The organism is Halomonas halmophila (genome assembly GCF_006540005.1).
GTDB lineage: Bacteria > Pseudomonadota > Gammaproteobacteria > Pseudomonadales > Halomonadaceae > Halomonas > Halomonas halmophila.
The window spans coordinates 1-25,407 of record NZ_BJOC01000010.1 but is presented as its reverse complement, the minus strand read 5'-3'; the positions used below and the strand labels follow the sequence as shown (position 1 = coordinate 25,407).

Annotated in this window: 19 protein-coding genes; 5 read left to right on the top strand and 14 right to left on the bottom strand. The window is 66.1% G+C overall.

Going from position 1 to position 25,407, the window contains the following annotated elements; all coding sequences use genetic code 11:
* Window positions 1-3: 3 nt before the first annotated feature.
* The 5 genes from miaA to HHA01_RS02235 all read right to left on the bottom strand — a co-directional run bounded on the left by miaA (window position 4) and on the right by HHA01_RS02235 (window position 6,696).
* Entirely contained in the window at window positions 4-957 is a 954-nt protein-coding gene (gene miaA / locus HHA01_RS02255) for a tRNA (adenosine(37)-N6)-dimethylallyltransferase MiaA (protein ID WP_141317483.1), read from the bottom strand.
* Between the two features lie 48 nt (window positions 958-1,005).
* On the bottom strand, window positions 1,006-3,006 hold the full coding sequence (mutL, locus tag HHA01_RS02250; RefSeq protein WP_141317482.1) for a DNA mismatch repair endonuclease MutL: 2,001 nt from the start codon (window positions 3,004-3,006) through the stop codon (window positions 1,006-1,008).
* A gap of 167 nt (window positions 3,007-3,173) precedes the next feature.
* On the bottom strand, window positions 3,174-4,598 hold the full coding sequence (locus HHA01_RS02245; RefSeq protein WP_246053792.1) for an N-acetylmuramoyl-L-alanine amidase: 1,425 nt from the start codon (window positions 4,596-4,598) through the stop codon (window positions 3,174-3,176).
* Between the two features lie 23 nt (window positions 4,599-4,621).
* Window positions 4,622-5,158, bottom strand: coding sequence for a tRNA (adenosine(37)-N6)-threonylcarbamoyltransferase complex ATPase subunit type 1 TsaE (gene tsaE / locus HHA01_RS02240; protein WP_141317581.1), 537 nt, complete (start codon window positions 5,156-5,158; stop codon window positions 4,622-4,624).
* Window positions 5,159-5,160: 2 nt separating this feature from the next.
* On the bottom strand, window positions 5,161-6,696 hold the full coding sequence (locus HHA01_RS02235) for an NAD(P)H-hydrate dehydratase (protein ID WP_141317480.1): 1,536 nt from the start codon (window positions 6,694-6,696) through the stop codon (window positions 5,161-5,163).
* Between the two features lie 103 nt (window positions 6,697-6,799).
* On the opposite strand from HHA01_RS02235, the gene queG reads away from it, so the two are divergent.
* Complete coding sequence (gene queG / locus HHA01_RS02230; protein ID WP_141317580.1) at window positions 6,800-7,912, top strand: tRNA epoxyqueuosine(34) reductase QueG; 1,113 nt, start codon at window positions 6,800-6,802, stop codon at window positions 7,910-7,912.
* A gap of 10 nt (window positions 7,913-7,922) precedes the next feature.
* On the opposite strand, the gene serS is transcribed toward queG, so the two are convergent.
* Window positions 7,923-9,203, bottom strand: a complete 1,281-nt coding sequence (gene serS / locus HHA01_RS02225) for a serine--tRNA ligase (RefSeq protein WP_141317479.1) — start codon at window positions 9,201-9,203, stop codon at window positions 7,923-7,925.
* A 270-nt stretch (window positions 9,204-9,473) separates the two neighbouring features.
* On the opposite strand from serS, the gene HHA01_RS02220 reads away from it, so the two are divergent.
* Window positions 9,474-12,683, top strand: a complete 3,210-nt coding sequence (locus HHA01_RS02220; protein WP_141317478.1) for an FAD-binding and (Fe-S)-binding domain-containing protein — start codon at window positions 9,474-9,476, stop codon at window positions 12,681-12,683.
* A gap of 135 nt (window positions 12,684-12,818) precedes the next feature.
* Complete coding sequence (locus HHA01_RS02215; protein WP_141317477.1) at window positions 12,819-14,639, top strand: cation:proton antiporter; 1,821 nt, start codon at window positions 12,819-12,821, stop codon at window positions 14,637-14,639.
* A 93-nt stretch (window positions 14,640-14,732) separates the two neighbouring features.
* On the opposite strand, the gene trpC is transcribed toward HHA01_RS02215, so the two are convergent.
* From trpC to HHA01_RS02190, 5 genes are all read right to left on the bottom strand, one after another.
* Window positions 14,733-15,527 carry an indole-3-glycerol phosphate synthase TrpC gene (trpC, locus tag HHA01_RS02210; RefSeq protein WP_141317476.1) on the bottom strand — a complete coding sequence of 265 codons (795 nt, stop codon included), beginning with the start codon at window positions 15,525-15,527 and terminating at the stop codon, window positions 14,733-14,735.
* 20 nt (window positions 15,528-15,547) lie between these two features.
* Window positions 15,548-16,567: an anthranilate phosphoribosyltransferase gene (gene trpD, locus HHA01_RS02205; protein WP_141317475.1), complete on the bottom strand. Its 1,020-nt coding sequence runs from the start codon at window positions 16,565-16,567 to the stop codon at window positions 15,548-15,550.
* A 31-nt stretch (window positions 16,568-16,598) separates the two neighbouring features.
* The gene (locus tag HHA01_RS02200; RefSeq protein ID WP_141317579.1) at window positions 16,599-17,180 is read right to left on the bottom strand and encodes an anthranilate synthase component II; all 582 of its coding nucleotides are present in this window, start codon (window positions 17,178-17,180) and stop codon (window positions 16,599-16,601) included.
* Between the two features lie 268 nt (window positions 17,181-17,448).
* Window positions 17,449-18,933 carry an anthranilate synthase component I gene (gene trpE / locus HHA01_RS02195; protein WP_141317578.1) on the bottom strand — a complete coding sequence of 495 codons (1,485 nt, stop codon included), beginning with the start codon at window positions 18,931-18,933 and terminating at the stop codon, window positions 17,449-17,451.
* Between the two features lie 267 nt (window positions 18,934-19,200).
* The gene (locus HHA01_RS02190) at window positions 19,201-19,866 is read right to left on the bottom strand and encodes a phosphoglycolate phosphatase (RefSeq protein WP_141317474.1); all 666 of its coding nucleotides are present in this window, start codon (window positions 19,864-19,866) and stop codon (window positions 19,201-19,203) included.
* A gap of 94 nt (window positions 19,867-19,960) precedes the next feature.
* Here HHA01_RS02190 and HHA01_RS02185 point away from each other — a divergent pair, with 94 nt between their 5' ends.
* Window positions 19,961-21,259 carry an NAD(P)/FAD-dependent oxidoreductase gene (locus tag HHA01_RS02185; RefSeq protein WP_141317473.1) on the top strand — a complete coding sequence of 433 codons (1,299 nt, stop codon included), beginning with the start codon at window positions 19,961-19,963 and terminating at the stop codon, window positions 21,257-21,259.
* Window positions 21,260-21,492: 233 nt separating this feature from the next.
* Here HHA01_RS02185 and HHA01_RS02180 read toward each other — a convergent pair whose 3' ends face one another.
* The 3 genes from HHA01_RS02180 to rpe all read right to left on the bottom strand — a co-directional run bounded on the left by HHA01_RS02180 (window position 21,493) and on the right by rpe (window position 23,395).
* Window positions 21,493-22,341 carry a mechanosensitive ion channel family protein gene (locus HHA01_RS02180; protein WP_141317472.1) on the bottom strand — a complete coding sequence of 283 codons (849 nt, stop codon included), beginning with the start codon at window positions 22,339-22,341 and terminating at the stop codon, window positions 21,493-21,495.
* 77 nt (window positions 22,342-22,418) lie between these two features.
* Window positions 22,419-22,700 carry a GIY-YIG nuclease family protein gene (locus HHA01_RS02175; protein WP_141317471.1) on the bottom strand — a complete coding sequence of 94 codons (282 nt, stop codon included), beginning with the start codon at window positions 22,698-22,700 and terminating at the stop codon, window positions 22,419-22,421.
* Window positions 22,697-23,395, bottom strand: coding sequence for a ribulose-phosphate 3-epimerase (gene rpe / locus HHA01_RS02170; protein ID WP_141317470.1), 699 nt, complete (start codon window positions 23,393-23,395; stop codon window positions 22,697-22,699). The genes HHA01_RS02175 and rpe overlap by 4 nt, the downstream gene beginning before the upstream one ends.
* Before the next feature lie 133 nt (window positions 23,396-23,528).
* Between rpe and ggt the strand changes: the two genes are divergently transcribed.
* Window positions 23,529-25,256: a gamma-glutamyltransferase gene (ggt, locus tag HHA01_RS02165; protein WP_141317469.1), complete on the top strand. Its 1,728-nt coding sequence runs from the start codon at window positions 23,529-23,531 to the stop codon at window positions 25,254-25,256.
* The last annotated feature ends 151 nt before the right edge of the window (window positions 25,257-25,407 follow it).

Sequence of the window (25,407 nt, the reverse complement as noted above, 5' to 3'; positions counted from 1 at the left end):
ACGCTAACTGCTGAATTCACGCACCAATTTCAAGACACGATCGCGCGGCTCACCGGTCAGAATGTCGACCCAATTGAGTTCCGGCCAGCTTCGCATCCAGGTCAACTGGCGCTTGGCCAGCTGTCGCGTGGCCACGATGCCGCGACGCCGTAGCGCCTCGACATCGCCTTGACCGTCGAGATATTCCCACGCCTGGCGGTATCCCACACTCTTCATCGCCGGCAGCCGCGAATGCAGATCCGACCTGGCCTTCAGGGCCGCCACCTCCTCGATGAAGCCCGCCTCGAGCATGGCATCGAAACGGGTCGCGATACGCGCATGCAGGACACCTCGATCAGCAGGCGCGAGTCCTATCGACAACACACGCCACGGGAAGGTTTCAGGCTGCTGGGCATCCCAGTGTTCCGTCAACGAGTGGCCACTGATGCGGTAGACCTCCAACGCCCGTGTCAGCCGCTGCGGGTCATTGGGGTGAATGCGCTGCGCCGCCCGCGGGTCGATGTCGGCGAGTTCCGCGTGCAGGGCGGCGAGCCCCCGCTGCTCGACCTCGCGATCCAGCTGGGAACGCACCTCGGCATCCCCGGAAGGCAGGTTCGGCTCACCGACCCAGAGCCGCTGGTAATACATCATGGTGCCGCCGACCAGCAGCGGCACCCGGCCGGCCTCGGTGATGCGCTGCATCTCGCGGCGCGCATCCTCGCGAAAGCCGGCCGCCGAGTAGGGATCGGCCGGGTCACGGATATCGATCAGACGATGAGGCGCCCTGGCCAGTTCCTCGGCCGACGGCTTGGCGCTGCCGATATCCATGCCGCGATAGACCATCGCCGAGTCGACACTGATCAGCTCGCAGCCCAGTTGCTCGTGCAGCGCAATGGCCATCTCGGTCTTGCCGACGGCGGTCGGGCCCATGAGGAAGATGGCGGGGGGGCGGGAATCGGGCGTGGTCGGGGTCGTCATCGGTTCAGGATTCGTCGTCGGGGAAAGCGGACAGGGCCTGGCATGCCGTCACTGGCCACGCATGAAGAGGCGATCCAGCTGCTTCATGCTCATTTCGGTCCAGGTCGGGCGCCCATGATTGCACTGACCGCTGCGCTCGGTGCGCTCCATGTCGCGCAACAGGGCGTTCATCTCGGCGGTGGTCAACTGGCGATTGGCCCGCACACTGCCATGGCAGGCCATGGTCGACAGCAGCTCATTGATGTGCGCCTCGAGTCGGTCGGAGCGTCCGTAGCGCTCGAGGTCCCCCAGCATGTCGCGGACCAGCGGCTCGACATCGGCATCCACCAGCAGGGTCGGCACCTGGCGTACCAGCAGGGTTTCCGGACCGGCCACATCGAGCTCCACCCCCAGGCGCGAAAAAGCCTCGCGCTCGGCTTCGGCGGTGGCCACTTCAGCGGCGCTGGCGGCCATCGACACCGGCACCAGCAGGGGTTGCGCCTGCAGGCTGCCGGGATCGTCGCCGCTGCCATGCACCTGGGACTTCATGCCCTCGTAGACGATGCGTTCATGGGCGGCGTGCATGTCGACGATCACCATGCCGTTCTCGGTCTGCGCGAGGATATAGATGCCATGCAGCTGCGCCACGGCGTAACCCAGGGGCGGTGCCCGGGTGGCATCTTCTTCCGGCATCGCCGGGCTGCTGGCGGCGGAGGAAGTCGCGGTATCCGGCGACGCCTCGCGTTCGGCCAGGGCCACATCGGCGGCGGCACCACCGGCTCCCGGAGCGGCGGGCTGGGGGGTCAGCAGGCTCTCTTCATGCTCCGGGTGCAAGGCGCGATAGCCCTCCATGAAGGCGCGCACGCGATCCGGCGTGACCTTCTGCTGCTGGCCGTCGTCACGACCATGCAGGGCCATCGGCTGCTGTTGCCAGCGCCCGGCGGATTCCGCGACCCGTTCCTGGTCCGTGGCCTCTGAGTCTCCGTCGGCCTGCGGCGCTGCGGCCGGGTCCGCCGCATCGCCCACCGCCGCTGCCTGCTCCGAGGACTGACCGGCCCGCGCCTCCCCAAGGGCCCGATGCAGGCTCGAGAACAGGAAGTCATGCACCATGCGCCCGTCACGGAAGCGCACCTCATGTTTGGTCGGGTGCACATTGACATCAACGACGCTCGGGTCGACCTCCAGATAGAGCACGAACACCGGGTGGCGACCGTGGAACAGCACATCACGGTAGGCCTGACGAATGGCATGCGCCACCAGGCGGTCGCGCACCACCCGGCCGTTGACGAAGAAGTATTGCTGATCGGCCTGGGCACGCGAATGGGTGGGCAACCCGACCCAGCCCCAGAGTCGCAGGCCGCCGGTTTCCAGGTCCAGATGCAGGGCGTTTTCCAGAAAGCCCTTGCCCAGCAGCGACTGCAGGCGGCGCTCGTGGCCGACCAGATCACTGCCGGCATTCAGCTGATGGATGGTCTTCTGGTTATGGCGCAATACCCAGCCAAGATCGAGGCGCGACAGGGCCTGACGGCGGAACGCCTCTTCGACATGGCCGAACTCGGTCTTTTCCGTGCGCAGGAACTTGCGCCGGGCCGGCGTGTTGAAGAAGAGGTCGCGCACCGTCACCGAGGTACCCCGCGGGTGCGGCGAGGGCGTGACGCGCGGCTCCATGCGCCGCCCCTCGACCACCACACGCCAGCCGCTGGTCGGATCGTCATCGACGTTGGACATCAGCTCCAGGCGCGACACCGAGCTGATCGACGCCAGGGCCTCGCCGCGAAAGCCGAGGCTCGCCACGCCCTCGAGATCATCCAGCGAGGCAATCTTGCTGGTGGCATGACGCGACAACGCCAGCGGCAGGTCGTCCTCGCTGATGCCGACACCATCGTCACGCACCCGGATCAACCGCGCCCCGCCGGACTCCAGCTCGACCTCGATACGCCGACTCCCGGCGTCGATGGCATTCTCGACCAGCTCCTTGACCACCGACGCCGGCCGCTCGACGACCTCACCCGCGGCGATCTGGTTAGCCAGACGCGGATCGAGAACCTGGATATGCTGTCTGTCTGTCATGACCACCCCAAACTCGAAGACGCGGCTTCGCCGCGGTTAAGAGGGAAGTACGGCGCTCCGCGCCTTCAAGAAGGAAGAATACAGCCTGGCCGATATGGCAAACCGCCCCTCTCATTCCCACTTCTAGCTGCCTTCTGGGCTTCTTCTTCCCTCTTCCTTCTTTTCTCTCAAGAACTCGGTATCCTCAGCACTTGCCCGACGCGGATCACGTCGCCGTTAAGCTCGTTGGCCTGGCGCAGCCGGCCGACCGGGACATCATGGCGGGCGGCGATTTCCGAGAGCGTGTCGCCGGGCTGGATGCGGTATTCGTTGCCGCTGCCGCCGCGTCCCTGGTCACGTTGCCAGGCGAGCAGGCTGGCCGGCGGCGGGTTGCTCTGGAAATGGGCGCGTACGCCGCCGAAGATGGCTTCGACCATGCGCTGCTGATAGCTGGGCTTTTGCAGCATGCGCTCTTCCTCGGGGTTCGAGATGAAACCGGTCTCGACCAGCAGCGACGGAATATCCGGCGACTTCAGCACCACGAAACCAGCCTGCTCGACACGCGGCTTGTGCAGCTCATTGATGCGCCCCAGGCGATCCAAAACCCGGCCGCCGATGGTCAGCGAGTCATTGAGCGTCGCGGTCATGGTCAGGTCGAGTAGCACACCGCGCAGCACCTTATTCTTGTCATCCAGCGACAGACTGCCGTCCACGCCGCCGATCAGATCCGAGCGGTTCTCGGTGGCCGCCAGCCACTTGGCGGTTTCCGAGGTCGCGCCACTCTGCGACAACGCAAAAACGGAACTGCCGTGGGGGCGAGGGCTGTTGAAGGCATCGGCGTGCAGGGAGACGAAGAAGTCAGCCTTCTGTTCGCGGGCGATGCGCGTGCGTTCGCGCAGACCGACATAATAATCGCCGTCGCGAATCAGCACCGCCTTGAAGCCCTGGGTGTCATTGATCAGGCGCGCCAAGCGCTTGGCCATTTCCAGCACGACATCCTTCTCGCGCGTGCCGCTGGGACCGATCGCCCCCGGATCCTCGCCGCCATGCCCGGCATCCACGGCAATGATGATGTCACGCTTAGGATGCGGCTGAGCCTTTTCGCGGGTCGGCGTTACCTTGCTCGGATCACGCCCCTCGGCAACAGCCTTGGTCTGGGCCCGATCGGCGGCAATCTCCTGCTCGCGGAGCTTGGCCGCGATGGGGTCGATGGGGTCCTCGACGGCGCTTTCACCGGGATACTCCAGGTCCACCACCAGTCGGTGGCCATACTGTTCATTGGGCTCGAGGCTGAAATGACGCGGCTCGATGGGGCGCGACAACTCGAGCACCACACGCAGGTCCGTACCATGGCGAATACCGGTGCGTATCTCGCTTATGGCACTGCCGGACAGGTCCAGGCGGCTGACGTCGGCGTTGAGCTTGCTGTCGGCGATATCGATCACCAGCCGGCGTGGGTCCTGGAGGGTGAAGACATCGGCCGTTGCCGGCGCCGACAGGTCGAACACCAGCCGTGAATGATCCGGCGCCGCCCAAAGGCGCATGTTGTCGACGCTGGCTGCCTGGGCCCAGAGCGGCACCAGAAGCAGTAAGGGAAGTAGCCAGCGGGCCATGTGTCGGCGCAATACCCTTGTCCTCATGAATCCTGTTCGTCCTTACCGGCCATATCCTTGCCTCGCCCGTCATGGCGAGAGGCTGGGTGATCGTCCTGCGCTGGCATTCCGGCGGCGAGGCACTCGAGCACGCGGCGGCCATGGTCCGTCCCGGCATGCAGGACGGCCACGCGCCCGGGTTCGTCCAGGTACAGCTGCACCCGGACATCCGGCTCCGGCAACCAGCCCCGGCCGCGTTCCGGCCACTCGATCACGCACAACGCCGCCTCTCCCAGCAGATCGCGTCCACCGATGAACTCCAGCTCCTCGGGGTCACCCAGGCGGTAGAGATCAAAATGGTGCACACGTACCTCACCCAGTTCATACGGCTCGACCAGGGTGTAGGTGGGGCTCTTCACGGCGCCCTGATGACCATGGGCACGCAGAATGCCACGCGTCAGAGTCGTCTTGCCGGCGCCGAGTTCCCCTTCCAGATAGACGCTTCCCTGCCCGGCCAGGGCGCGGCCGAGCGCTTCACCGAGTGCGACCTGTCGGTCCTCGTCAGCAAGTCGCCACTGCATCGTCATTCGTCCATCGTCGGGTTGACCAGAAAACGTGCACAGGATGCCAGATCGCCGGCCAGCAAGCCACGCTCGCCGGCCTCTTGCACCGCCATGTCGGCGGCCAGCGCATGGATCATCACCCCCAGGCGTGCGGCCACCTCCAGCGACAGGCCCTGGGGCACCAGGGCGCCGAGCATGCCGGACAGTGCGTCCCCCATGCCGCCGCTGGCCATGCCCGGATTGCCGTAGGGGCAGACCGTCAGGCCCTGCGGGCCGACGACCAGGCTACCGGCGCCCTTGAGCACCACCACGCCGCCGTAGCGGGCCTGCAGGGCGCCAGCCGTGGCCGGGCGATCGGCTTCCACCTCACTGGTGGCAATGCCCAGCAGGCGGGCCGCCTCGCCGGGATGCGGGGTGAGAATCCAGTCGTCGCGACGCCGGCCATCGAAACGCTCGGCGAGCTGATTGAGTCCATCGGCGTCGATCACCAGCGGTCGCCCGGCCGCCACCGCGCCCTGCCACAGCGCCTGCCCCCAGCTGTCGCGCCCCAGGCCGGGCCCGAGCACCAGCACATCGGCGTGCTGCGGCAGATCTCCCAGATCGGCCAGGCCGCGGACCCCGTGGGCCATTACCTCCGGGCGGCGAATCAGGCTGGCGGCGACATGGGCCGGGTCGGTGGCCAGGCTGACCTTGCCGGCCCCGAGCCGCGCACAGGCCTCGGCGGCCAGCAGGCCGGCGCCGCCCATGCCGGGAGCACCCCCCAGAATCAGCGCATGCCCCGCCCTGCCCTTGTGAGCATCGCGCGGCCGCGGCGGCAACAGCTTCGGGATGAGACAACGGTCCAGGCAGAGGGCGGCCGGTGACAGGCCGGAGCGCAGCGGCTCAGCGTCCACCAACGGTTCCAGCGTCAACACCCCCACCCGCGCCGGCCCACGACCGGTATGCAGCCCCAGCTTGTCGCCGATGAAGGTGACGGTTCGCGTGGCCCGCACGGCCTCGCCCAGTTCGGCGCCGGTATCGGCGTGCAGTCCCGAGGGAATGTCCAGCGCCAGCACCGGGCCAGCGCTGGCGTTGATGGCAGCAATCGCCTCGCGCGATGCGCCGCGCACCTCACCCGCGAGCCCGGTCCCCAGCAACGCATCGACGATCAGCTCGCCCCCCGGCGTCATGTCGGCCTGCCAGGCAACACGCGCCACACCGGCGGCATCGGCCATCTCGGCCGCGCGCCGCGCGTCTCCCGTCAGCTGCTCGACGGGTTTCAGCAGGATGCGCTCGACTTCCAGGCCCTCGGCGGCGGCCAGGGCGGCCAGCACATGGCCGTCACCGCCATTGTTGCCGCCTCCGCACAGCACACTGAGATGACGCACGCCGGGCCAGTGGCGGCGCACCTGCTGCCAGGCCGCCGCCGCGGCGCGCTGCATCAGGGCGAAGCCCTCGATCCCCGAGTCGATGATACGCCGATCTAGCTCGCGCACCTGGTCGGCGCGATACAAGGCCCGCATGCCGTCCCGGAGCTGCCTGCCTTCCAGCGTGTCGATCTGTGGCGCCTCGGCCATTGGCTATTCCCCCGCCAGCTGATGCTTTATCATGCTGAGTGTGTCGTTTTCCGTGCCCGACGCCAAGCGTCGCGGCGCCATCCTGCGTGGTGTTTTCACAATCATGTCTCAGCCGTCTGCCAAGGACGCCGCCACTCCCGATCTCGAGGCCCTGGCCAGCTCGATCAAGACCTGGGGGCGTGAACTGGGCTTCCAGCAGGTCGGGATCACCGACGTGGACCTCGCCGAGGATGAGGTGCGCCTGCAACGCTGGCTGGACCTCGGCTACCAGGGCGAAATGCACTTCATGGCCAAACACGGCACCAAACGCACCCGCCCCGAGGAGCTGGTGCCTGGCACGCTGCGCGTGATCAGCGTGCGCCTCGACTACCTGCCACCGGAGGTCGAGACCACCCGCACCCTGGCCCAGCCCGAGAAAGCCTACATCTCGCGTTATGCGCTGGGTCGCGACTACCACAAGCTGATGCGCAAGCGGCTCGGCACCCTGGCCAAGCAGATCGAGGCCGAGATCGGCCCCTTCGGCTACCGCGCCTTCGTCGACTCGGCACCGGTCATGGAACGCGCCCTGGCCCGCAAGGCCGGCATCGGCTGGGTGGGCAAGAACGCCATGATTCTCAACCCCCAGGCCGGTTCGCTGTTCTTCCTCGGCGAACTCTATACCGATCTGCCGTTACCCGTGGACCCGCCCTACGCCGGCGCGCATTGCGGCAGCTGCAGCGCCTGCCGCACGGCCTGCCCCACCGATGCCATCGTCGAGGATCGCGTGGTCGACTCGCGGCGCTGCATTTCCTACCTGACCATCGAGCTGCATGGCGCGATCCCCGAGGAATTCCGGGCCGCCATGGGCAATCGAGTATTCGGCTGCGACGACTGCCAGCTGGTCTGCCCCTTCACGCGCTTCACCCGGGTCAGTGACGAGCCCGACTTCGCGCCCCGTCATGACCTTGACCGGGCCGAGCTGACCCGGCTGTTCAGCTGGAGCGAGGAAGAGTTCCTCGACAAGACCGCCGGTAGCCCCATTCGCCGCATCGGCTACGAACGCTGGCTGCGCAACCTGGCGGTCGGACTGGGCAACGCGCCCTGGAGCGAGCGCGTCGAATCCGCCCTGCGGGCCCGCCTGGCCTACCCGTCCGACCTGGTACGCGAGCATGTGCGCTGGGCGCTGGCACAACAGCAACAGCGCCGCGCCGGCATGATCGCGGTCGAGGCCTCCTGAGACGCCCGCTTCAGGAGACGTTGATCGTCTCCACGCCCCCCATATAAGGGCGCAATGCCTCGGGCACAGTGATCGAGCCGTCGGCGTTCTGGTGGTTCTCCATGACGGCGATCAGGCAGCGCCCCACCGCCAGGCCGGAGCCATTCAGGGTGTGCAGCAGTTGCGGCTTCTTCTCGTCGGGATGACGGAAGCGCGCCTGCATGCGCCGGGCCTGGTAGTCCTCGCAGTTGGAGATGGAGGAAATCTCGCGATACGCCGCCTGACTGGGCAGCCAGACCTCCAGGTCATAGGTCTTGGCGGCCCCGGCCCCCATGTCGCCGGTGCATAGCGTCACCACACGGTAAGGCAACGCCAGCGCCTGCAGCAGGGTCTCGGCATGACCCCGCATTTCTTCCAGGCTGTCGTAACTGGTGGAAGGGTCGACCAGTTGCACCATCTCGACCTTGTCGAACTGATGCTGGCGAATCATGCCGCGGGTATCGCGACCATGCGAGCCCGCCTCACTGCGGAAGCAGGGGGTATGCGCGGTGAGCCGCACGGGCAGCTGCTTGTGCTCGAAGATCTCGTCGCGGGCAAAGTTGGTCAGCGGCACCTCGGCGGTGGGAATCAGCCGATAGCCCCGTTCGTCTTCGAGGCGGAACAGATCCTCGCCGAACTTCGGCAACTGGCCGGTCCCGAAGAGGGAATCATCATTGACCATGTAAGGCACATAGCACTCTTCGTAGCCATGCTCGAGGGTCTGGGTGTCGAGCATGAACTGCGTCAGGGCCCGGTGCAGCCGCGCCACACTGCCGCGCATCACGGCGAAGCGGGCCCCGGTGAGCTTGGTGGCCAGATCGAAATCCAGCTGGCCGGTCCGTGCCCCCAGGTCGACATGATCCTGCACGTCGAAATCGAAGTGGCGCGGCGTGCCCCAGCGATGCACTTCGACGTTGTCGTCCTCGTCGTCGCCCTCGGGCACGCTCTCGTGAGGCAGATTGGGCAGCCCGCTGACCAGCTCATCCCACTCCGCCTGAACCTCGGCGAGGCGCGCCTTGGCGGCATCCAGTCGCTCGCCCAGATCGCTGACCTCGTCAAGCAACGGCTGAATATCCTCGCCCTGGGCCTTGGCCTGGCCGATCGCCTTGGAGCGGGTGTTGCGCTCGTTCTGCAGGCGTTCGGTCTCCGACTGAAGCTCCCGGCGCCGGGATTCCAGAGCGGCCAGTTGGTCGGTATCGAGAGCGAAGCCCCGCTTGGCCAGTCGTTGGGCGACGCCGTCGGGGTCGCTGCGCAGCAGTTTGGGATCGAGCATGGAAACCTGTCCGTCGATGAGAAATAGCGGCAAACGAAAGCGCCCATTGTAGGCAAAACCCTGCCCGGGTGCCACGCCGCCGGGGCGGCCCCAGAGACCCGCCCGAGAGCGTCACTCCGCTCCCGTGATGGATGATATCCCGGGGTCGGGGTGGGCGCCGGCGTCCTGGCACGGTAAAGTAATGTGCATCGAGTGCACCCTCATTTCCCGCCCGTCTGCTGCATGCCACCCGTGAGCAGCGCAGGACGGCGCCATGACCGATATCCCATAATGATCGCACGACTGGACCCCCGTGACGCCTCGTCGGATGCGCACGCCGAACATTATCAGGCCTTCCTCGAGGCCCTGCGCGCGGCCGGCTTCGCCGGCGAGATCGCCGCGGACGACGCCAACCGCACCGTGCTGGCCACCGACAACTCCATCTATCAGCGCCTGCCCCGGGCCGTGCTGTACCCGCGCGATGTCAGCGATCTCGAGTGTCTGGCGAGCCTGGCCGGGCAGGACGCCTACCGCGACATCGTCATGGCGCCGCGCGGTGGTGGCACTGGCACCAATGGCCAGTCGCTCACCAATGGCCTGATGATCGATGTCTCGCGGCACATGAATGCCATCCTCGACATCGACGTCGAGAATCAGCGGGTGCGCGTCCAGGCCGGCGTGGTCAAGGACCAGCTCAACGCCGCCCTCAAGCCCCATGGCCTGTTCTTCGCCCCGGAGCTCTCGACCTCCAATCGCGCCACCATCGGTGGCATGATCGCCACCGACGCCAGCGGCCAGGGGAGCCGCGAATACGGCAAGACCCGCAACCACGTGCTCGAACTCGACAGCGTGCTGCTCGGCGGCGAACGCCTGGCGAGCCGCCCGGTCAGCGAGGCCGAGCTCGATGCGCTGTGCGCACGCGAGGACGCCGTCGGCCGCGTGCACCGCCAGGCCCGGGCGATCATCGACAACGAACGCCAGCGCATCGACGAGACCTTCCCGCCGCTCAACCGCTGCCTGACCGGCTATGACCTGGCGCACCTACGCACCGCGGACGGCCGCTTCGACCTCAACAGCGTGCTGTGTGGTGCCGAAGGTTCGCTGGCCTTTACCAGCGAGGCGGTACTCAAGGTGCTGCCGATCCCCCGACACTCTACTCTGGTCAACGTGCGCTACGCCGGCTTCATGGACGCCCTGCGCGACGCCGAGGCGCTGATGGCCAGTGACGCTGCGCCGACCTCCATCGAGACGGTGGACAGCAAGGTGCTCGGCCTGGCCAAGGGGGACATGGTCTGGGACAGCGTCGCCGAATTCTTTCCGGAAGATGGCGCCACGCCCGTGGACGGCATCAACCTGGTCGAGTTCAACGACGACGACCCCGAGCGGCTGGCCGGCCGCGTCGAGGCCTTCTGCCGCCACCTGAGCGATGACACCAGGGTGCCGCGCCTGGGCCAGACCCTGGCCGAGGGACGCGCGGCCATCCAGCGCGTCTACGCCATGCGCAAGCGCGCCGTGGGCCTGCTCGGCAATGTCCAGGGCGAGAAACGCCCGATTCCCTTCGTCGAGGACACGGCGGTTCCCCCGGAGGTTCTCGCCGACTACATCGCCGAATTTCGCGCCCTGCTGGACAGCCATGACCTTGAATACGGCATGTTCGGCCATGTCGACGCCGGAGTGCTGCACGTGCGTCCGGCCATCGACATGAAGGACCCGGCCCAGGAAGCCCTGATCCGCCCTCTCTCGGATGCCGTCGCCGAGCTCACCCGGCGCTACGGCGGCCTGCTGTGGGGCGAGCACGGCAAGGGCGTGCGCTCGGAATACGCCCCTGCCTTCTTCGGCCCGCTGTATCCCAGCCTGCAGCGTCTCAAGGCCGCCTTCGACCCGCACAACCAGCTCAACCCGGGCAAGATTGCCACCCCGCTCTTTATCCCGCCCGGCGACGCGGGTAGAGCTCCCTCGGCCGAGCATGATGCCCTGGCCAACACATCTGCTCCGGAAGGAGGCAATGATGAGCAACCCGTCAAATGGGTCGACCCAGGGCTTCTGACCATCGATGGCGTACCGACCCGCGGCCAGCTCGACCGCCGCATCGCGCCGCATGTCTGGCAGGCTCACGCCGATGCGGTCCACTGCAACGGCAATGGCGCCTGCTACAACCATGACCCGGACGATGCCATGTGCCCGTCCTGGAAAGCCACACGCCAGCGCATTCACTCGCCCAAGGGACGCGCCAGTTTGATGCGCGAATGGCTGCGTCGCCAGGGCGAGGCCGGTGTCGACGTGGTGGAAGAAGCGCACCGGCACAAGCGCGCAGGCATGTGGCGCTTCGTGCGCGACTTCCCGCGCCGGGCGCGCAACACCCTGGCCCGACGGCGCGGCGAGAAGGACTTCTCCCACGAGGTGCACGAGGCCATGGCCGGCTGCCTGGCCTGCAAGTCCTGCGCCAGCCAATGCCCGGTCAAGGTCAATGTGCCGGCCTTCCGCTCGCAGTTTCTCGAGGTCTACCACGGTCGCTACCTGCGCCCGCCGCGGGATTACCTGATCGGCGGCCTGGAGTTCATGGCCCCGAGCCTGTCGCGCCTGGCACCACTGTACAACGCCGCGCTCGGCAACCGGACAGTCAACAAATTGCTGGCCGGCCCCCTGGGCATGGTCGACAGCCCAATGCTTTCCCGGGCACGCCTGGACAAGCAACTGACGGCCTGGGGCGTACCAGCCGCCACACCGACCAGCCTGAGCCGACTGACCGCCGCTCAGAAAGCGCGCAGCGTGATTCTCGTCCAGGATGCCTTCACGCGCTACTTCGAGGCCGGCGTGGCCCGCGACATCATCGAACTGCTGCAGCGCCTTGGCGTGACCGTCTTCGTTGCCCCCTATGCCGCCAACGGCAAGCCCATGCACGTCCAGGGCTTTCTGGGCGCCTTCGCGCGCACCGCCGAGAAACAGGCCGAGCGCCTCACGGCACTGGCCGACTTCGGCGTGCCCCTGGTGGGCATCGACCCGGCCATGACCCTGACCTATCGCCAGGAATACGTGAAGACACTGAGCGCCGAGAAGGTGCCCGAGGTACAGCTGCTCAGCGAGTGGCTCGCCGAGCATGCCGCCCGGTTCGCCGACGACATGCCGGCACTCGCCGACCCCGGCTTCCGCCTGCTGGCCCACTGCACGGAAAAGACCAGCCTGCCGGAGGCCCCCACGCAATGGCAGCGCATCTTTAGTGCCTTCGGCCTCGACCTGGAGGTGCTGTCCTCGGGGTGCTGCGGCATGTCCGGCACCTATGGTCACGAGGCCCGCAACCTCGAGACCTCGAAGACCATCTATGCCCAGTCCTGGCAACCCAGGGTCGAGGCGACGGAACTCCAGGGGCGCCTGCTGGCCACCGGCTATTCCTGCCGCAGCCAGGCCCGGCGCCTCTCGCAGACCAGCCTGCCGCATCCACTGCAGGGCCTGCTGACGGCACTGCAACAAGCGCCCGAAGCGACGACCGTTTCCCGGTCATAGGCCGCCATCCGGGGCTTCCAGGCAGTGCCGCTCGACGGCCAGCGGTAGCAGACCGGGGGATGGATTGCATGTTGTGGCCGACGACGATAGGCTGCGCGGCCCCCCATACGCCCCGAACCGATGGAGTGCGACCCCATGGAGCATGCCGGCTTCGACCTGGCGGTGATCGGCCTGCTGGCGCTGATCTGCCAATGGCTTGCGTGGCAGTTGAGGCTGCCGGCCATTCTGATGTTGCTGGTCGCCGGCATCGCGGCGGGTCCGGTCAGCGGGCTGTTGAATCCCGACGCGCTGTTCGGCGATCTGCTGTTTCCGTTGGTCTCGCTGGCCGTGGCCGTCATTCTGTTCGAGGGCAGCCTGACACTGGACTTCCGCGAACTGGGCGGGCACGGCCGCACAGTTCGACGCCTGGTCACCTGGGGCGCCCTGATCACCGCCGTCATCGGCACCATCGCCGCCCACTTTCTGCTTTCACTATCCTGGGAAATGGCCAGCGTGCTGGGCGCCCTGCTGGTGGTCACGGGCCCGACGGTGATCCTGCCCATGCTGCAGACGCTGGGGGCCCGTCAGCACCTGACCCAGATACTGCGCTGGGAAGGCATCCTGATCGACCCGGTGGGCGCCATCGGCGCCGTGCTGGTCTATGAGTACGTCGCCCTGGGGTCCGGGGCCACCGGCGCCGCCACCCACACCCTGGTACTGTTCGGCAAGACCGCCCTGATCGGCTTCGGCCTGGGCATCGGCGGCGGCTATCTGTGGGGCCTGATCCTGCGCCGCCACTGGTTGCCCCGCCAACTGCACAGCTTCGGCACCCTGATGATGATGCTGACGCTGTTCTCGATCTCCAACCTGCTGTTTCATGAATCCGGCCTGCTGACCGTCACCGTCATGGGCGCCTGGCTGGCCAACATGCGCGGCGTGCCGACCCGGCCGATCATCGAGTTCAAGGAAACGTTGTCGGTCCTGTTGATCTCGGGGCTGTTCATCCTGCTGGCGGCGCGCCTGACCGTGGATCAGTTGGCCCTGCTGGACTGGCAGGCCTGGGCCTTCCTGTTCGTGCTGCTCGGCGTGGCCAGGCCGCTGATGGTCTGGGTCTGTACTCTGGGCAGCCGGCTGGAGAACCGTGAGAAGGTCCTGCTGGCCTTTATCTCGCCGCGCGGCATCGTCGCCGCCGCTACGGCCTCGTTGTTCGCCCTGCGCCTGGAAGAACTCGACATGCCCGGCGCCGAGATGCTGGTGCCGGTCACCTTCCTGGTGATCATCAGCACCGTGGTCGGTCAGAGTCTGCTGTCCCGGCCACTGGCCCGCTGGCTGGGCGTGCAGCGGCCGTCACCGGATGGCGTGCTGATCATTGGTGCCAATCCGGTGGCTCGCCAGATCGGCCAGCAGCTGCGTTCGGCCGGGGTCAGCGTGGTGCTCACCGACAGCAACTGGGATGCCATCCAGGAGGCCAAGGCGCTGGGGCTGACCACCTACTTCGGCGACCCGCTCTCGGAACACGCGGCCCAGCACCTGGAACTGAGCAATATCGGCTATCTGCTGCCGCTTTCGCCCTACCGCGAGCTCAACGACATGGCCAGCCTGCACTTCGAGCACCTGCTGGGGCGCGAACGCGTCTTCCGCCTGGCCGTCGACGAAGGGCGCAGCGGCAACCGCCCGCATGGCCAGGCACTGAGCCATCTGCCCCTGCTCTTCGGCCGCGATGTGACCTATGCCCGGCTGTCGCGCCTGGTCGCCGAAGGCGGCGAAATGCAGCGCACTCACTGCACCGAGAAGACACGGCTGGAAAATCTCAAGCGCCGCCATGCCGGGCGCTGCCTGCCACTGCTGTGCATCGGCCAGTCCGGCCGGCTGCGCCTGGCCACGGCCGAGAACGGGCTGACGCCCAAGCGCGGCGACACCCTGGTCAGCCTGGTCTATGCCGACTCGCCGGAGATGGAAGCACCGCTGATTTCCTGAGGCCGCACCGCTGCCGACCCTCGGGTCGGCGTTGTGTCGGCACGCAGCCTGGTGGGCCGGCGGCCGGGTCGAGGCACGGCAGGAGCTGGAGGCTTAGAAAAAAAGACGCCGCAGCGACTCCCCCGGAGACTCCTCACGCATGAAGGCTTCGCCGACCAGGAAGCCGTGCACATCGTGTTCCCGCATGCGCAGGATGTCGTCGCGGCTGTGAATGCCGGATTCGGTGATCACCGTCACGCCGGCGGGTACGCGCCCCAGCAGCTCGAGCGTGGTGTCGAGCCGTGTCTCGAAGGTGTGCAGGTCGCGATTGTTGATCCCCACCAGCCCCAGGTCCAGCGCCAGCGCACGCTCCAGTTCGCGGGCATCATGCACCTCGACCAGCACATCCATGCCGAGCTCGGTGGCCTGGCGGTGCAGGTCCGCCAGCCGAGCGTCGTCGAGCGCGGCGACGATCAGGAGGATACAGTCGGCGCCGATGGCGCGGGCTTCGCTGACTTGATAGGCGTGGGTGATGAAGTCCTTGCGGATCACCGGCAGTGAGCAGGCATCGCGGGCGGCGATCAGGTCATCCTCATGACCCTGGAAGAAGTCGGCATCGGTCAGCACCGACAGGCAAGCGGCCCCACCGGCGGCGTAACTGGCGGCGATGTCCGCCGGCACATAGGTTTCGCGGATCACCCCGCGGGAGGGCGAGGCCTTCTTGATCTCGGCGATCACCGCCGGGTCGCCGTCGCGCATGCGTACATCCAGGGCGTCGATGAAGCCGCGCGTCGCCGTCATGCGTTCGGCCAGGGTCAGCAGTTCACGCTCGGAGACTGCCCGGCGGCGCTCGGCGACTTCGGCGTCCTTGCGCTCCAGGATACGGGTCAGAATGGTGGGGGTCGTCATGTCATGCTCCTGAACGGCGCCTATTGGGCAAAGACCCGGGTGAAGTTGGCCAGTTCCCGGAGCTTCTCACGGGCCAGCTTGGAGCCCTGGGCATCCTGCGCCAGGGCCACGCCTTCCTTGAGGGTATCGGCGATCCCCGAGGCATAGAGGGCGCCACCGGCATTCAGGGCGACGATATCGGCCGCCGGCCCCTCGCCCACCAGCGACTGCTCGACCAGGCGCAGGCTGTCCTCGGCGGTCTGGACCTTCAGCGCCTCCAGCGACTGACGTTCGATGCCGAAATCCTCCGGCGTGATGCGATACTCGTGAATCTCGCCATCCTTGAGCTCGGCCACCCGAGTCGGCGCGGCCAGAGAAATCTCGTCCAGGCCGTCCTCGGCGCATACCACCAGCACGTGCCGACTGCCGAGACGCCGCATGACCTCGGCCATCAGCGGCACCAGCGATGCCGAGTAGACGCCGAGCAACTGGTTCGGTGCCCCCGCCGGGTTGGTCAGGGGGCCGAGGATGTTGAACAGGGTCCGCACGCCCATCTCGCGACGCGGTCCCACGGCGTGGCGCATGGCGGGATGGTGGTTGGGGGCGAACATGAAGCCGACCCCGACCTCCTCGATGCAGCGGCCGACCTGCTCCGGCGACAGGTCGAGCCCGATGCCCGCCACCGAGAACAGGTCCGCACTGCCTGACGAGGACGACACCCCGCGATTGCCATGCTTGGCGACATGCGCCCCGCCGGCGGCGGCCACGAAGCTGGAGGCCGTGGAGACATTGAAGAGGTTGGCGCCATCGCCTCCCGTGCCGACGATGTCGACCACATTGTCCACGCCCAGAGTCACCGGCTTCATCAGCTCGCGCATGACCTGTGCCGCGGCGCTGATTTCCTCGGCCGACTCGCCCTTCATCGCCATGCCCATCAGGAAGGCGGCGACCTGGGCCTCGGAGGCCTCGCCGGTCATGATGGCCGTCATGGCCCCATGGGTCGCCTCATAGCTCAAGTTTTCCCGGCGCATCAACGCGCCAAGGACGTCTCGCATCTGCATGGCAGCTCTCTCCTAACCGTGATCCAACGCCTTATCGACGCTCGAGAAAATTGGTCAACAGCTCGTGTCCCTGACGCGTGAGGATCGACTCGGGATGAAACTGTACGCCCTCGATGTCCAGCTCGCGGTGACGCAGGCCCATGATCAACCCCGGGGTGATGTCGTCGTCCGGCGTCCAGGCGGTGACCTCGAGACACTCCGGCAAGCCTTCGCGGGCAACGACCAGCGAATGATAGCGCGTCACCTCAAGCGGATTGTCGAGCCCGCTGAACACGCCGCGCCCATCATGCCGGATCGCCGAGGTCTTGCCATGCATGACGTCAGGCGCACGCTGCACATCCCCGCCGAACACCTGGCCGATGGCCTGGTGACCCAAGCAGATGCCCAGGATCGGCAAACGACCGGCGAAGTGGCGCACGGCCTGCATGGAGATGCCGGCCTCGTTCGGGGTGCAGGGCCCGGGGGAAATCACCAGGTGGCTCGGCGACAGGGCTTCGATGTCGGCGACGCTGATGGCATCGTTGCGATAGGTGCGCACGTCCTGCCCCAGCTCGCCGAGGTACTGGACGATGTTGAAGGTGAAGCTGTCGTAGTTATCGATCATCACGATCATGTCGGGCATACACTCCTGATATCAATCGGGCTTATAAAGGCCCAAGACCTTCGGTTGCTCATGATGACTCGACATGCCCGAGGGTTGCCGCGAGCCAGCAGATACAAAAATGCCGCCTCGCGGGCGGCACTATTGCTCAGACACACGCACGCCGCCCCTTCAATACTGGAGGCGCCACTGCGTCACTGAGGTCATCGCGAAATACATCATGCTCGCTATAGTGTGCGGCGCGCTCATGCCTGTCAAGGCGCTCTCGGGCGCCTTCGGCCTAGAGGTTGTCGAGTCCCCGCTCGGCCATGGCCACCGCCCGGAACAGGGCGCGCCGCTTGTTGATGGTTTCCTGCCATTCGTCATCGGGATCGGAGTCGGCGACGATGCCGCCACCGGCCTGGACATGCAGCTCGCCATCCTTGATCACGGCGGTGCGAATGGCGATGGCGGTATCCATGTTGCCGTGCCACGAAATATAGCCGACGGCCCCGGAGTAGATACCACGCTTGACCGGCTCGAGCTCGTCGATGACTTCCATGGCACGTACCTTGGAAGCCCCGGACAGGGTACCCGCCGGGAAGGTGGCACGCAGCGCGTCCATCGCCGTCATGCCCGAGCGCAGACGCCCGGTGACCTGAGAGACGATGTGCATGACATGCGAATAACGCTCGACGGCCATGTTGTCGGTGACCGTCACCGAGCCCGGCTCGCTGATGCGCCCCACATCGTTGCGGCCGAGATCGATGAGCATGACGTGCTCGGCGATTTCCTTGGGATCGTTGAGCAGCTCGGCTTCCAGGGCGCGATCCTCTTCCTCGGTGGCACCGCGGTGACGCGTGCCGGCGATGGGCCGCACGGTCACCTCGCCTTCCTCGAGGCGGGTGAGGATTTCCGGCGAGGAGCCGACCACATGATGGTCGTCCAGGTTGAGGAAGAACATGTAGGGCGACGGGTTGAGGCTGCGCAGGGCGCGATACAGGTCCAGCGGCGGCGCCTGGTAGGGAATCGACATGCGCTGGGACGGCACGCACTGCATGACGTCGCCGGCCTTGACGTATTCCTTGATGCGTTCCACGGCCGCCTTGTAGCCGGCCTCGCTGAAGCTGGCATGGAAGTCGTCCTCGGAGATGTTCGACCGCCCGGTACCGGGACTGCGACTCTGCAGCACGGCGCTGCGCAGCTGCTCCTCGAGCTGGTCGAGGCGCTGGATCGAACGGGCGTAGGCCTCGGCCTCACCGGGATCGGCATGGGTCCAGAGCGTCAGGCGGCCCGAGAGGTTGTCGAAGACCACCAGGTCGTCGCAGACCATCAGCAGGATGTCCGGCACGCCGAGCGGATCGGGCTTTTCCACGCCCCGCAGGCGGGGCTCGATGTAGCGAATGGTGTCATAGCCGAAATAGCCCACCAGGCCGCCGTCGAAACGCGGCGTGTCATCCAGACGCGGGACCTTGAAGCGCGCCTGGAAGGCCTCGATCCAGGCCAGTGGGTCCTCCACCTCGGTGGCTCCGCGGCCCTCGCCGTCGACGACGTGTTCGACATGAAACCCGCGCACTTCGATGCGCTCGCGACACGGCAGGCCGATGATCGAATAACGCCCCCACTTCTCGCCGCCCTGCACGGACTCCAGCAGGAAGGTCCAGGGCGCGTCGGCCAGTTTGAGGTAGGTGGAAAGCGGCGTATCGAGATCCGCCAGGACCTCGCGGGTCACGGGGATACGGTTGTAGCCGGCGTCGGCCAGCTCCTGAAAACGTTCGGGGGTCATCATCTGCCCTGGGCCTCGGGTAAAGAAAGAACTCACGATGGAGCGAAAAGCGCATGGTCAAGCGACGCTCGGGCCGCCCTGGCGCGTCAGCGTCACCATCGCCAACTGCCGGTGAATACCCGACGATCGAGCGGGGTCACGGCGTCACGGAGAACAAGGGCATCCAGCGTCATACGAGGGTCCATAAGGGCAGGAAGTCCGGGAATGTCCGGCGATTATACGGGTTCAGGGTGCATGGCCCAATGCGCGGCACGGGCCAGGTTCAAACTAAAGGAGTTCCACCAGCGATTCAACCACGGCATCCGGACCGCTGAGCGCAACCGGCTCACCATGGTTGTAGCCGTAGGGCACGGCCAGGGTGCGGAACGCGGCCGCCCTGCCCGCCGCGATATCATGGCGGGAGTCCCCGACCATCAGGCAGTGCGCCGAGGAAACCGCGAAGGCCTCGGCAACATGCGTCAACGGCAGAGGATCGGGCTTGCGTCGTGGCAGGCTGTCGCCGCCCAGGCAGAGCGAAAAGTACCCCGACAGGCCAAAGTGCCCGAGAATCGGCGCGATGAAGGCCGCCGGCTTGTTGGTCACCAGCACCAACGTCAGCCCGGCGGCATGCAGCTGCTGCAGCGCTTCCGAAACGCCGGGATAGAGCCGGCTTGCCGCGCAGGGGCGCCGCTCATAATGGTTCACAAAGGCATCGTGGGCCTGCTCAAGGCGCGACGCCCCGGGTTCCTCGGCCAGGGCGTGACGCAGCGCGCGTTCCATCAACACCCGCGAACCATTGCCGACCCAGTCCCTGACATGCCGTTCGCCCGCCGCCGACAGCCCGAGATCGCACAGGGCCGCATCGACCGCTGCCGCCAGGTCCGGCACCGAGTCCACCAGGGTGCCGTCCAGGTCGAAGCAGATCAGTCGAATGTCATCCAGCAGGTGGTGCATGTGGCGGTTTCCTGTCATGAAATGCCTCGGGGCCATGGGCATGTCATGGCGATGGCCTTATGCTGGTGGCCTATTTCCGAGGAGCTTGTGGATAATGAGCGTACCAAGAATCGTGGTCATCGGCGGCGGCGCCGGTGGACTGGAGCTGGTGACCCGCCTGGGACGACGCCTGGGCCGACGCGGGCGTGCCGAGATCATGCTGGTCGACCGGCATACCACCCATATCTGGAAGCCGCTGCTCCATGAGGTCGCCACCGGTGCCCTGGATTCGGGGCTCGACGAGATTTCCTATCAGGGCCATGCGCGGGCCAACGGCTATCACTTCCAGCTCGGCACCGTCACCGGGCTGGACCGCGAATCGCGGCAACTGACTCTGGCGCCGATCATCGATGACGACGGCCATGAGGTCCTGCCATCACGCAGCCTGTCCTACGATGAACTGGTCATCGCGGTGGGCAGCGTGAGCAATGACTTCGGCACCCCGGGCGTCGGCGAATACTGCCATTTTCTCGACAGCCCGCGCCAGGCCGAAGCGTTTCGCAAGGACATGCTCAACACCTTTCTGCGCTACAACACGCCCCGGCATGACCAGCGCACCCGGATGGCGGTGGGTATCGTCGGCGCCGGCGCCACCGGCGTCGAGCTCGCCGCGGAGCTGTATGATGCCTCCCAGATGTTGCATGCCTATGGCGTCACCCAGCTGGAAAGCGATCACCTGGAAGTGCACTTGATCGAGGCTGCCCCCGGCATTCTCCCCGCCCTGCCCGATCGCATCAGTCAGGCGGTGCATCGCGAGCTGGAGCGCCTGGGCGTGCAGGTGCATGTCGCGACCCGCGTGACCCGGATCGAGCCCTCGGCCATCATCACCGCCGACGGCCAGCGCATCGAGACCGACCTCGGCGTCTGGGCGGCCGGTATCAAGGCGCCGGCCTTTCTGTCGGAGCTGGGCCTGACCACCGAGCACAACCACCGCATCAGGGTCGAGTCCAGCCTGCAGAGCATCGATGACCCGCACATCTTCGCCCTGGGCGATTGCGCCAGCTGCCCCCAGGAAGACGGTTCCCAGGTACCGCCGCGCGCCCAGGCGGCTCACCAGCAGGCCGACCGGCTCTACAAGAACCTGCGCGCACGGCTCGAGGGCAAACCGCTCAAGCCCTTCGTGTTCCGTGATCGCGGCTCGCTGATTTCGCTGGCCCATTTTGATGCGGTGGGTAGCCTGATGCGTGGCGCCTCGGCACGCAGCCTCTTCATCGAGGGCCACCTGGCGAAATTCTTCTACGCCTCCCTGTACCGCATGCACCAGCGCGCCATTCACGGCACTCTGAAGACCGGGCTGATGGTCATCGTCGATGGGCTGAATCGTTTCCTGAAGCCGCGCATGAAGCTCCACTGAGGAAACACTGCTTAAATGCCTGCGCATGCAAATCGCTGCGTTACGCGGTGCGCGAAAGCTCGCCTAACTAAATGTTATGTCTCGCTTTCTGTGCTCCGTGCGCCTTGCGCTTCACGATGCTCGCCAATTTTTTCAGCGTTTCCCTAAGCGCCATACAGCCCATAAGCGATAGGCCCGGGCCCCGAACGATCGGGACTCGGGCCTCGCGCAGTGGCCGTCGGTGCGACCCGACCTCAGCCGATGACGTCAGTCTCGCTCTTGTCGCCGTGATGGTAGACGTGCACATCGCGCTGTGGGAAGGGAATGTTGATGCCTTCGCGATCGAAGCGACGCTTGATTTCCTCGGTCATCTCCCAGTAGACATCCCAGTAATCCGCCGCATTGACCCAGGGGCGCACGATCCAGTTGACACTGGAGTCCCCCAACGAGCCGATGCGAATGTTCGGCGCCGGATCAGCCAGCACGCGGCTGTCGTCGGCCACCACGCTCTCCAGCACGCGTCGCACGGTGTCGATGTCATCGTTGTAGCCGACGCCCACGACCAGGTCGACCCGCCGCGTGGAACGCGAGGAGTAGTTGGTGATGGCATCCGACATCATCTGACCGTTGGGCACGATGATGCGCCGATTGTCCGGCGTGCTGAGCTCGGTGTTGAAGATCTGCACTTCCTCGACGGTGCCGGAAACGCCGCCACCCTCGATGTAGTCGCCCACCCGGTAGGGGCGGAACAGCACCACCATCACGCCGGCGGCGAAATTGGCCAGCGACCCCTGCAACGCCAGTCCCACGGCCAGCCCCGCGGCACCGATGACGGCGATCAGCGAGGTGGTCTGAATGCCGATCTGGCTGATGGTGGCCAGGACCACGGCAAACATCATCATCACATACAGGATATTGCCCACGAAGGTGACCACCAGTGGGTCGGCCTTGGCCTTCTTCATGGACTTGACGGCCAGGCGATGCAGCAGCTTGGCCACCCAGCGCCCGATCACGAAGATGGCGATCGCCGCCACCAGGTTGATCACAAAGCTCGTGCCCTGCACCTGCAGAAATTCCACGATGCGTTCCAGATCCGCGTCCATCTCGACTCCTTGAATACTTGCCTGTCGCGTCCCGAGCGGGACCGACACCTTGTTGACCGACTGCCGACACCTTGCCCTCAGGGCTCATCCTGGCGCGTCAGCAGCCAGCGCCGTTTCTCCCTTGCCGACAGGCGCTTGATGCCTGCCTCCAGGCGCAGCGCTTCGCCATGCTCGCCCACCGCCTGGTGATATACCAGATGCAGCGGACCTTTGCCACGCAGGGCCTTGGCACCGCGCCCCGCCCGATGCTCGCTCAGGCGCCGCTGCACATCCGTGGTGATGCCCGTATAGAGGGCGCCGTCGGCTGTCTCGAGAATGTACAGGTGCCATGGCCCGGCCGCAGTATCGAGCTCGCTCATGCGTCTTCGAGCGCACGGCGAAATTCGCGCATGACGCTTTCGTAACGATGCGGATCCTGCGTACTGCGCCCCTTGAAGACCGCCGAGCCGGCGACGAAGGTATCCGCTCCGGCACGCGCCACCTCGGCAATGTTGTCGGGCTTGATGCCGCCGTCGACTTCCAGACGAATTGCACGGCCGGAGGCATCGATGCGTCGACGCACCTCGCGCAGCTTGTCGAGGGTGCCGGGGATGAAGGACTGACCCCCGAAACCCGGATTGACGCTCATCAGCAGGATCATGTCGACCTTGTCCATGACATGATCGAGGAAATGCAGGGGAGTGGCGGGATTGAACACCAGCCCCGACCGGCAGCCCCCATCGCGGATCAACTGCAGCGATCGATCGATATGCTCCGTGGCCTCCGGATGGAAGGTGACATAACTGGCGCCGGCATCGATGAAATCGCCGATCAGCCGGTCCACCGGCTTGACCATCAGGTGGGCGTCGATGGGGGCGGTCACGCCGTGCTTGCGCAGCGCCTCGCAGACCATGGGACCGATGGTCAGGTTGGGCACATAGTGGTTGTCCATCACGTCGAAGTGCACGATGTCTGCCCCCGAGGCAAGGACATCATCGACTTCATCACCGAGCCGGGCGAAGTCGGCAGACAGGATCGAAGGGGCGATCAGGTAGTCGGAGGTGGTGGCGCTCATGGGGCTCCCTGGCGAAATTCGAAGAACACAATGGCGGATATTCTAACAGCATCCATCACCCGGATTACGACTTGCGCAATCATCGATATCCGCCAATAGTGAATACTTCCCCTGGAGAGACAAGGAGATGTCGATGTTCCGCTACAACAAGACCCCACTGGTCGCCGGCCTGATCGCCGGCACCCTGCTGATGACCCCGCTGGCCATGGCACAGCCGGCCATTCTGGAAGGCGAACGCTTCCATCCCCAGGAAGGCACCCAGGGCATAGTGGCGACCAGCCACTTCCTGGCCTCGGATGTCGCACGGGATGTGCTGGCCAACGGCGGCAACGCCGTGGATGCCGCCGTCACCGCCGGCTTCGCCCTGGCGGTCACCCAGCCCCGCTCCGGCAACATCGGCGGTGGCGGTTTCATGCTGATCTCCGACGAGAACAGCGACGAGGTCATCGCCATCGATTACCGCGAGACCGCCCCGGCCGCCGCCACCGAGACGATGTTCCAGGACGAGGACGGCAACGCTGTCTCCGAATGGTCGCGCTTCACCCATCGCGCCGCCGGTGTGCCGGGCACTGTGGCCGGCCTGGCGCTGGCCCTCGAGAAATACGGCACCCTGAGCCTGGCCGATGCCCTGGCTCCAGCGATTCGCCTGGCCGAAGAAGGCTTCGAGGTACCGCCACGCTTCGTCGCCGGCGTCAACGATACCCGCGAGCGGCTGGAAAAATGGGAATCGACGCGCAAGATGTTCTTCAAGGAGGATGGCAGCGCCTATGAAGTCGGCGACACCTTCCGCCAGCCCGACCTGGCCGCCACCCTCAAGCGCATCGCCGAGCAGGGCGCCCGGGAATTCTACGAGGGCGAGACCGCTGAACTGATCGCCGCCGAAATGCAGCGCCACGACGGCCTGATCACCCTGGAAGACCTGGCCGGTTATCAACCGGCCATTCGCGAGCCTAGCCACGGCAACTACCGCGGCCATGACATCTACGCCATGAGCCCACCCTCCTCGGGCGGTGTGCACATCGTCCAGATGCTCAACATCCTAGAGGAGTACCCGATCGGCGAATGGGGCTTCAACTCTGCCGACACCATCCATGTGATGGCCGAGGCCATGAAGCGCGCCTATGCCGACCGTTCGAAATACCTGGGCGATACCGACTTCGTCGAGGTGCCCCTGGAAGGCCTGACCTCGGAAGGCTATGCCGACGAGCTACGCGGGCAGATCGACATGGACACCGCCACCCCGAGCAGCGAGATCTCGCCGGGCAAGCCGCTGCCTTATGAGTCCAACGAGACCACTCACTTCTCGATCGCCGATGGCAATGGCCTGGCCGTCTCCAACACCTACACCATCAACTTCAGCTATGGCTCGGGTATCGCCGTGGAAGGCGCCGGCTTCCTGCTCAACAACGAGATGGATGACTTCTCGGCCAAGCCCGGCGTGCCCAATGCCTATGGACTGATCGGCGGCGAAGCCAACAAGGTGGAACCCGGCAAGCGCATGCTCTCGTCGATGACACCGACCATCGTCAAGCGCGACGGCAAGAACTTCCTGATCACCGGCAGCCCCGGCGGCTCGCGCATCATCACCACCACCCTGCAGGTGTTGATGAATGTCATCGACCACGACATGAACATCCAGTCGGCGGTCAGCGCGCCGCGCATCCACCACCAGTGGTTGCCCGACGAGATCCGCATCGAGGCCGGCATCAGTCCGGACACCATCGAACTCCTTAAGGGCAAGGGTCACACCATCAGCCAGCAATCCGCCATGGGCGCCGCTCAATCCATCGTCATCGAGGACGGCAAGTTCTTCGGCGGCGCCGACCCACGCCGCTCCACCTCCTCCGCCATCGGGCTCTGACAGCCCGCCATGCCCCCGCACCGCCGGGGGCATGGCCCCCCGCACAACCAGTCTTTCGCGCGCCCCCTCTTCCCTCTTCCCTCTTCCCTCTTCCCTCTTCCCTCTTCCCTCTTCCCTCTTCCCTCTTCCCTCTTCCCTCTTCCCTCTTCCC

Coding starts and splice junctions, on each gene's coding strand:
- miaA (WP_141317483.1), bottom strand. CDS start 957: ATGACGACCCCGACCACGCCCGATTCCCGCCCCCCCGCCATCTTCCTC.
- mutL (WP_141317482.1), bottom strand. CDS start 3,006: ATGACAGACAGACAGCATATCCAGGTTCTCGATCCGCGTCTGGCTAAC.
- HHA01_RS02245 (WP_246053792.1), bottom strand. CDS start 4,598: ATGGCCCGCTGGCTACTTCCCTTACTGCTTCTGGTGCCGCTCTGGGCC.
- tsaE (WP_141317581.1), bottom strand. CDS start 5,158: ATGCAGTGGCGACTTGCTGACGAGGACCGACAGGTCGCACTCGGTGAA.
- HHA01_RS02235 (WP_141317480.1), bottom strand. CDS start 6,696: ATGGCCGAGGCGCCACAGATCGACACGCTGGAAGGCAGGCAGCTCCGG.
- queG (WP_141317580.1), top strand. CDS start 6,800: ATGTCTCAGCCGTCTGCCAAGGACGCCGCCACTCCCGATCTCGAGGCC.
- serS (WP_141317479.1), bottom strand. CDS start 9,203: ATGCTCGATCCCAAACTGCTGCGCAGCGACCCCGACGGCGTCGCCCAA.
- HHA01_RS02220 (WP_141317478.1), top strand. CDS start 9,474: ATGATCGCACGACTGGACCCCCGTGACGCCTCGTCGGATGCGCACGCC.
- HHA01_RS02215 (WP_141317477.1), top strand. CDS start 12,819: ATGGAGCATGCCGGCTTCGACCTGGCGGTGATCGGCCTGCTGGCGCTG.
- trpC (WP_141317476.1), bottom strand. CDS start 15,527: ATGACGACCCCCACCATTCTGACCCGTATCCTGGAGCGCAAGGACGCC.
- trpD (WP_141317475.1), bottom strand. CDS start 16,567: ATGCAGATGCGAGACGTCCTTGGCGCGTTGATGCGCCGGGAAAACTTG.
- HHA01_RS02200 (WP_141317579.1), bottom strand. CDS start 17,180: ATGATCGTGATGATCGATAACTACGACAGCTTCACCTTCAACATCGTC.
- trpE (WP_141317578.1), bottom strand. CDS start 18,933: ATGACCCCCGAACGTTTTCAGGAGCTGGCCGACGCCGGCTACAACCGT.
- HHA01_RS02190 (WP_141317474.1), bottom strand. CDS start 19,866: ATGCACCACCTGCTGGATGACATTCGACTGATCTGCTTCGACCTGGAC.
- HHA01_RS02185 (WP_141317473.1), top strand. CDS start 19,961: ATGAGCGTACCAAGAATCGTGGTCATCGGCGGCGGCGCCGGTGGACTG.
- HHA01_RS02180 (WP_141317472.1), bottom strand. CDS start 22,341: ATGGACGCGGATCTGGAACGCATCGTGGAATTTCTGCAGGTGCAGGGC.
- HHA01_RS02175 (WP_141317471.1), bottom strand. CDS start 22,700: ATGAGCGAGCTCGATACTGCGGCCGGGCCATGGCACCTGTACATTCTC.
- rpe (WP_141317470.1), bottom strand. CDS start 23,395: ATGAGCGCCACCACCTCCGACTACCTGATCGCCCCTTCGATCCTGTCT.
- ggt (WP_141317469.1), top strand. CDS start 23,529: ATGTTCCGCTACAACAAGACCCCACTGGTCGCCGGCCTGATCGCCGGC.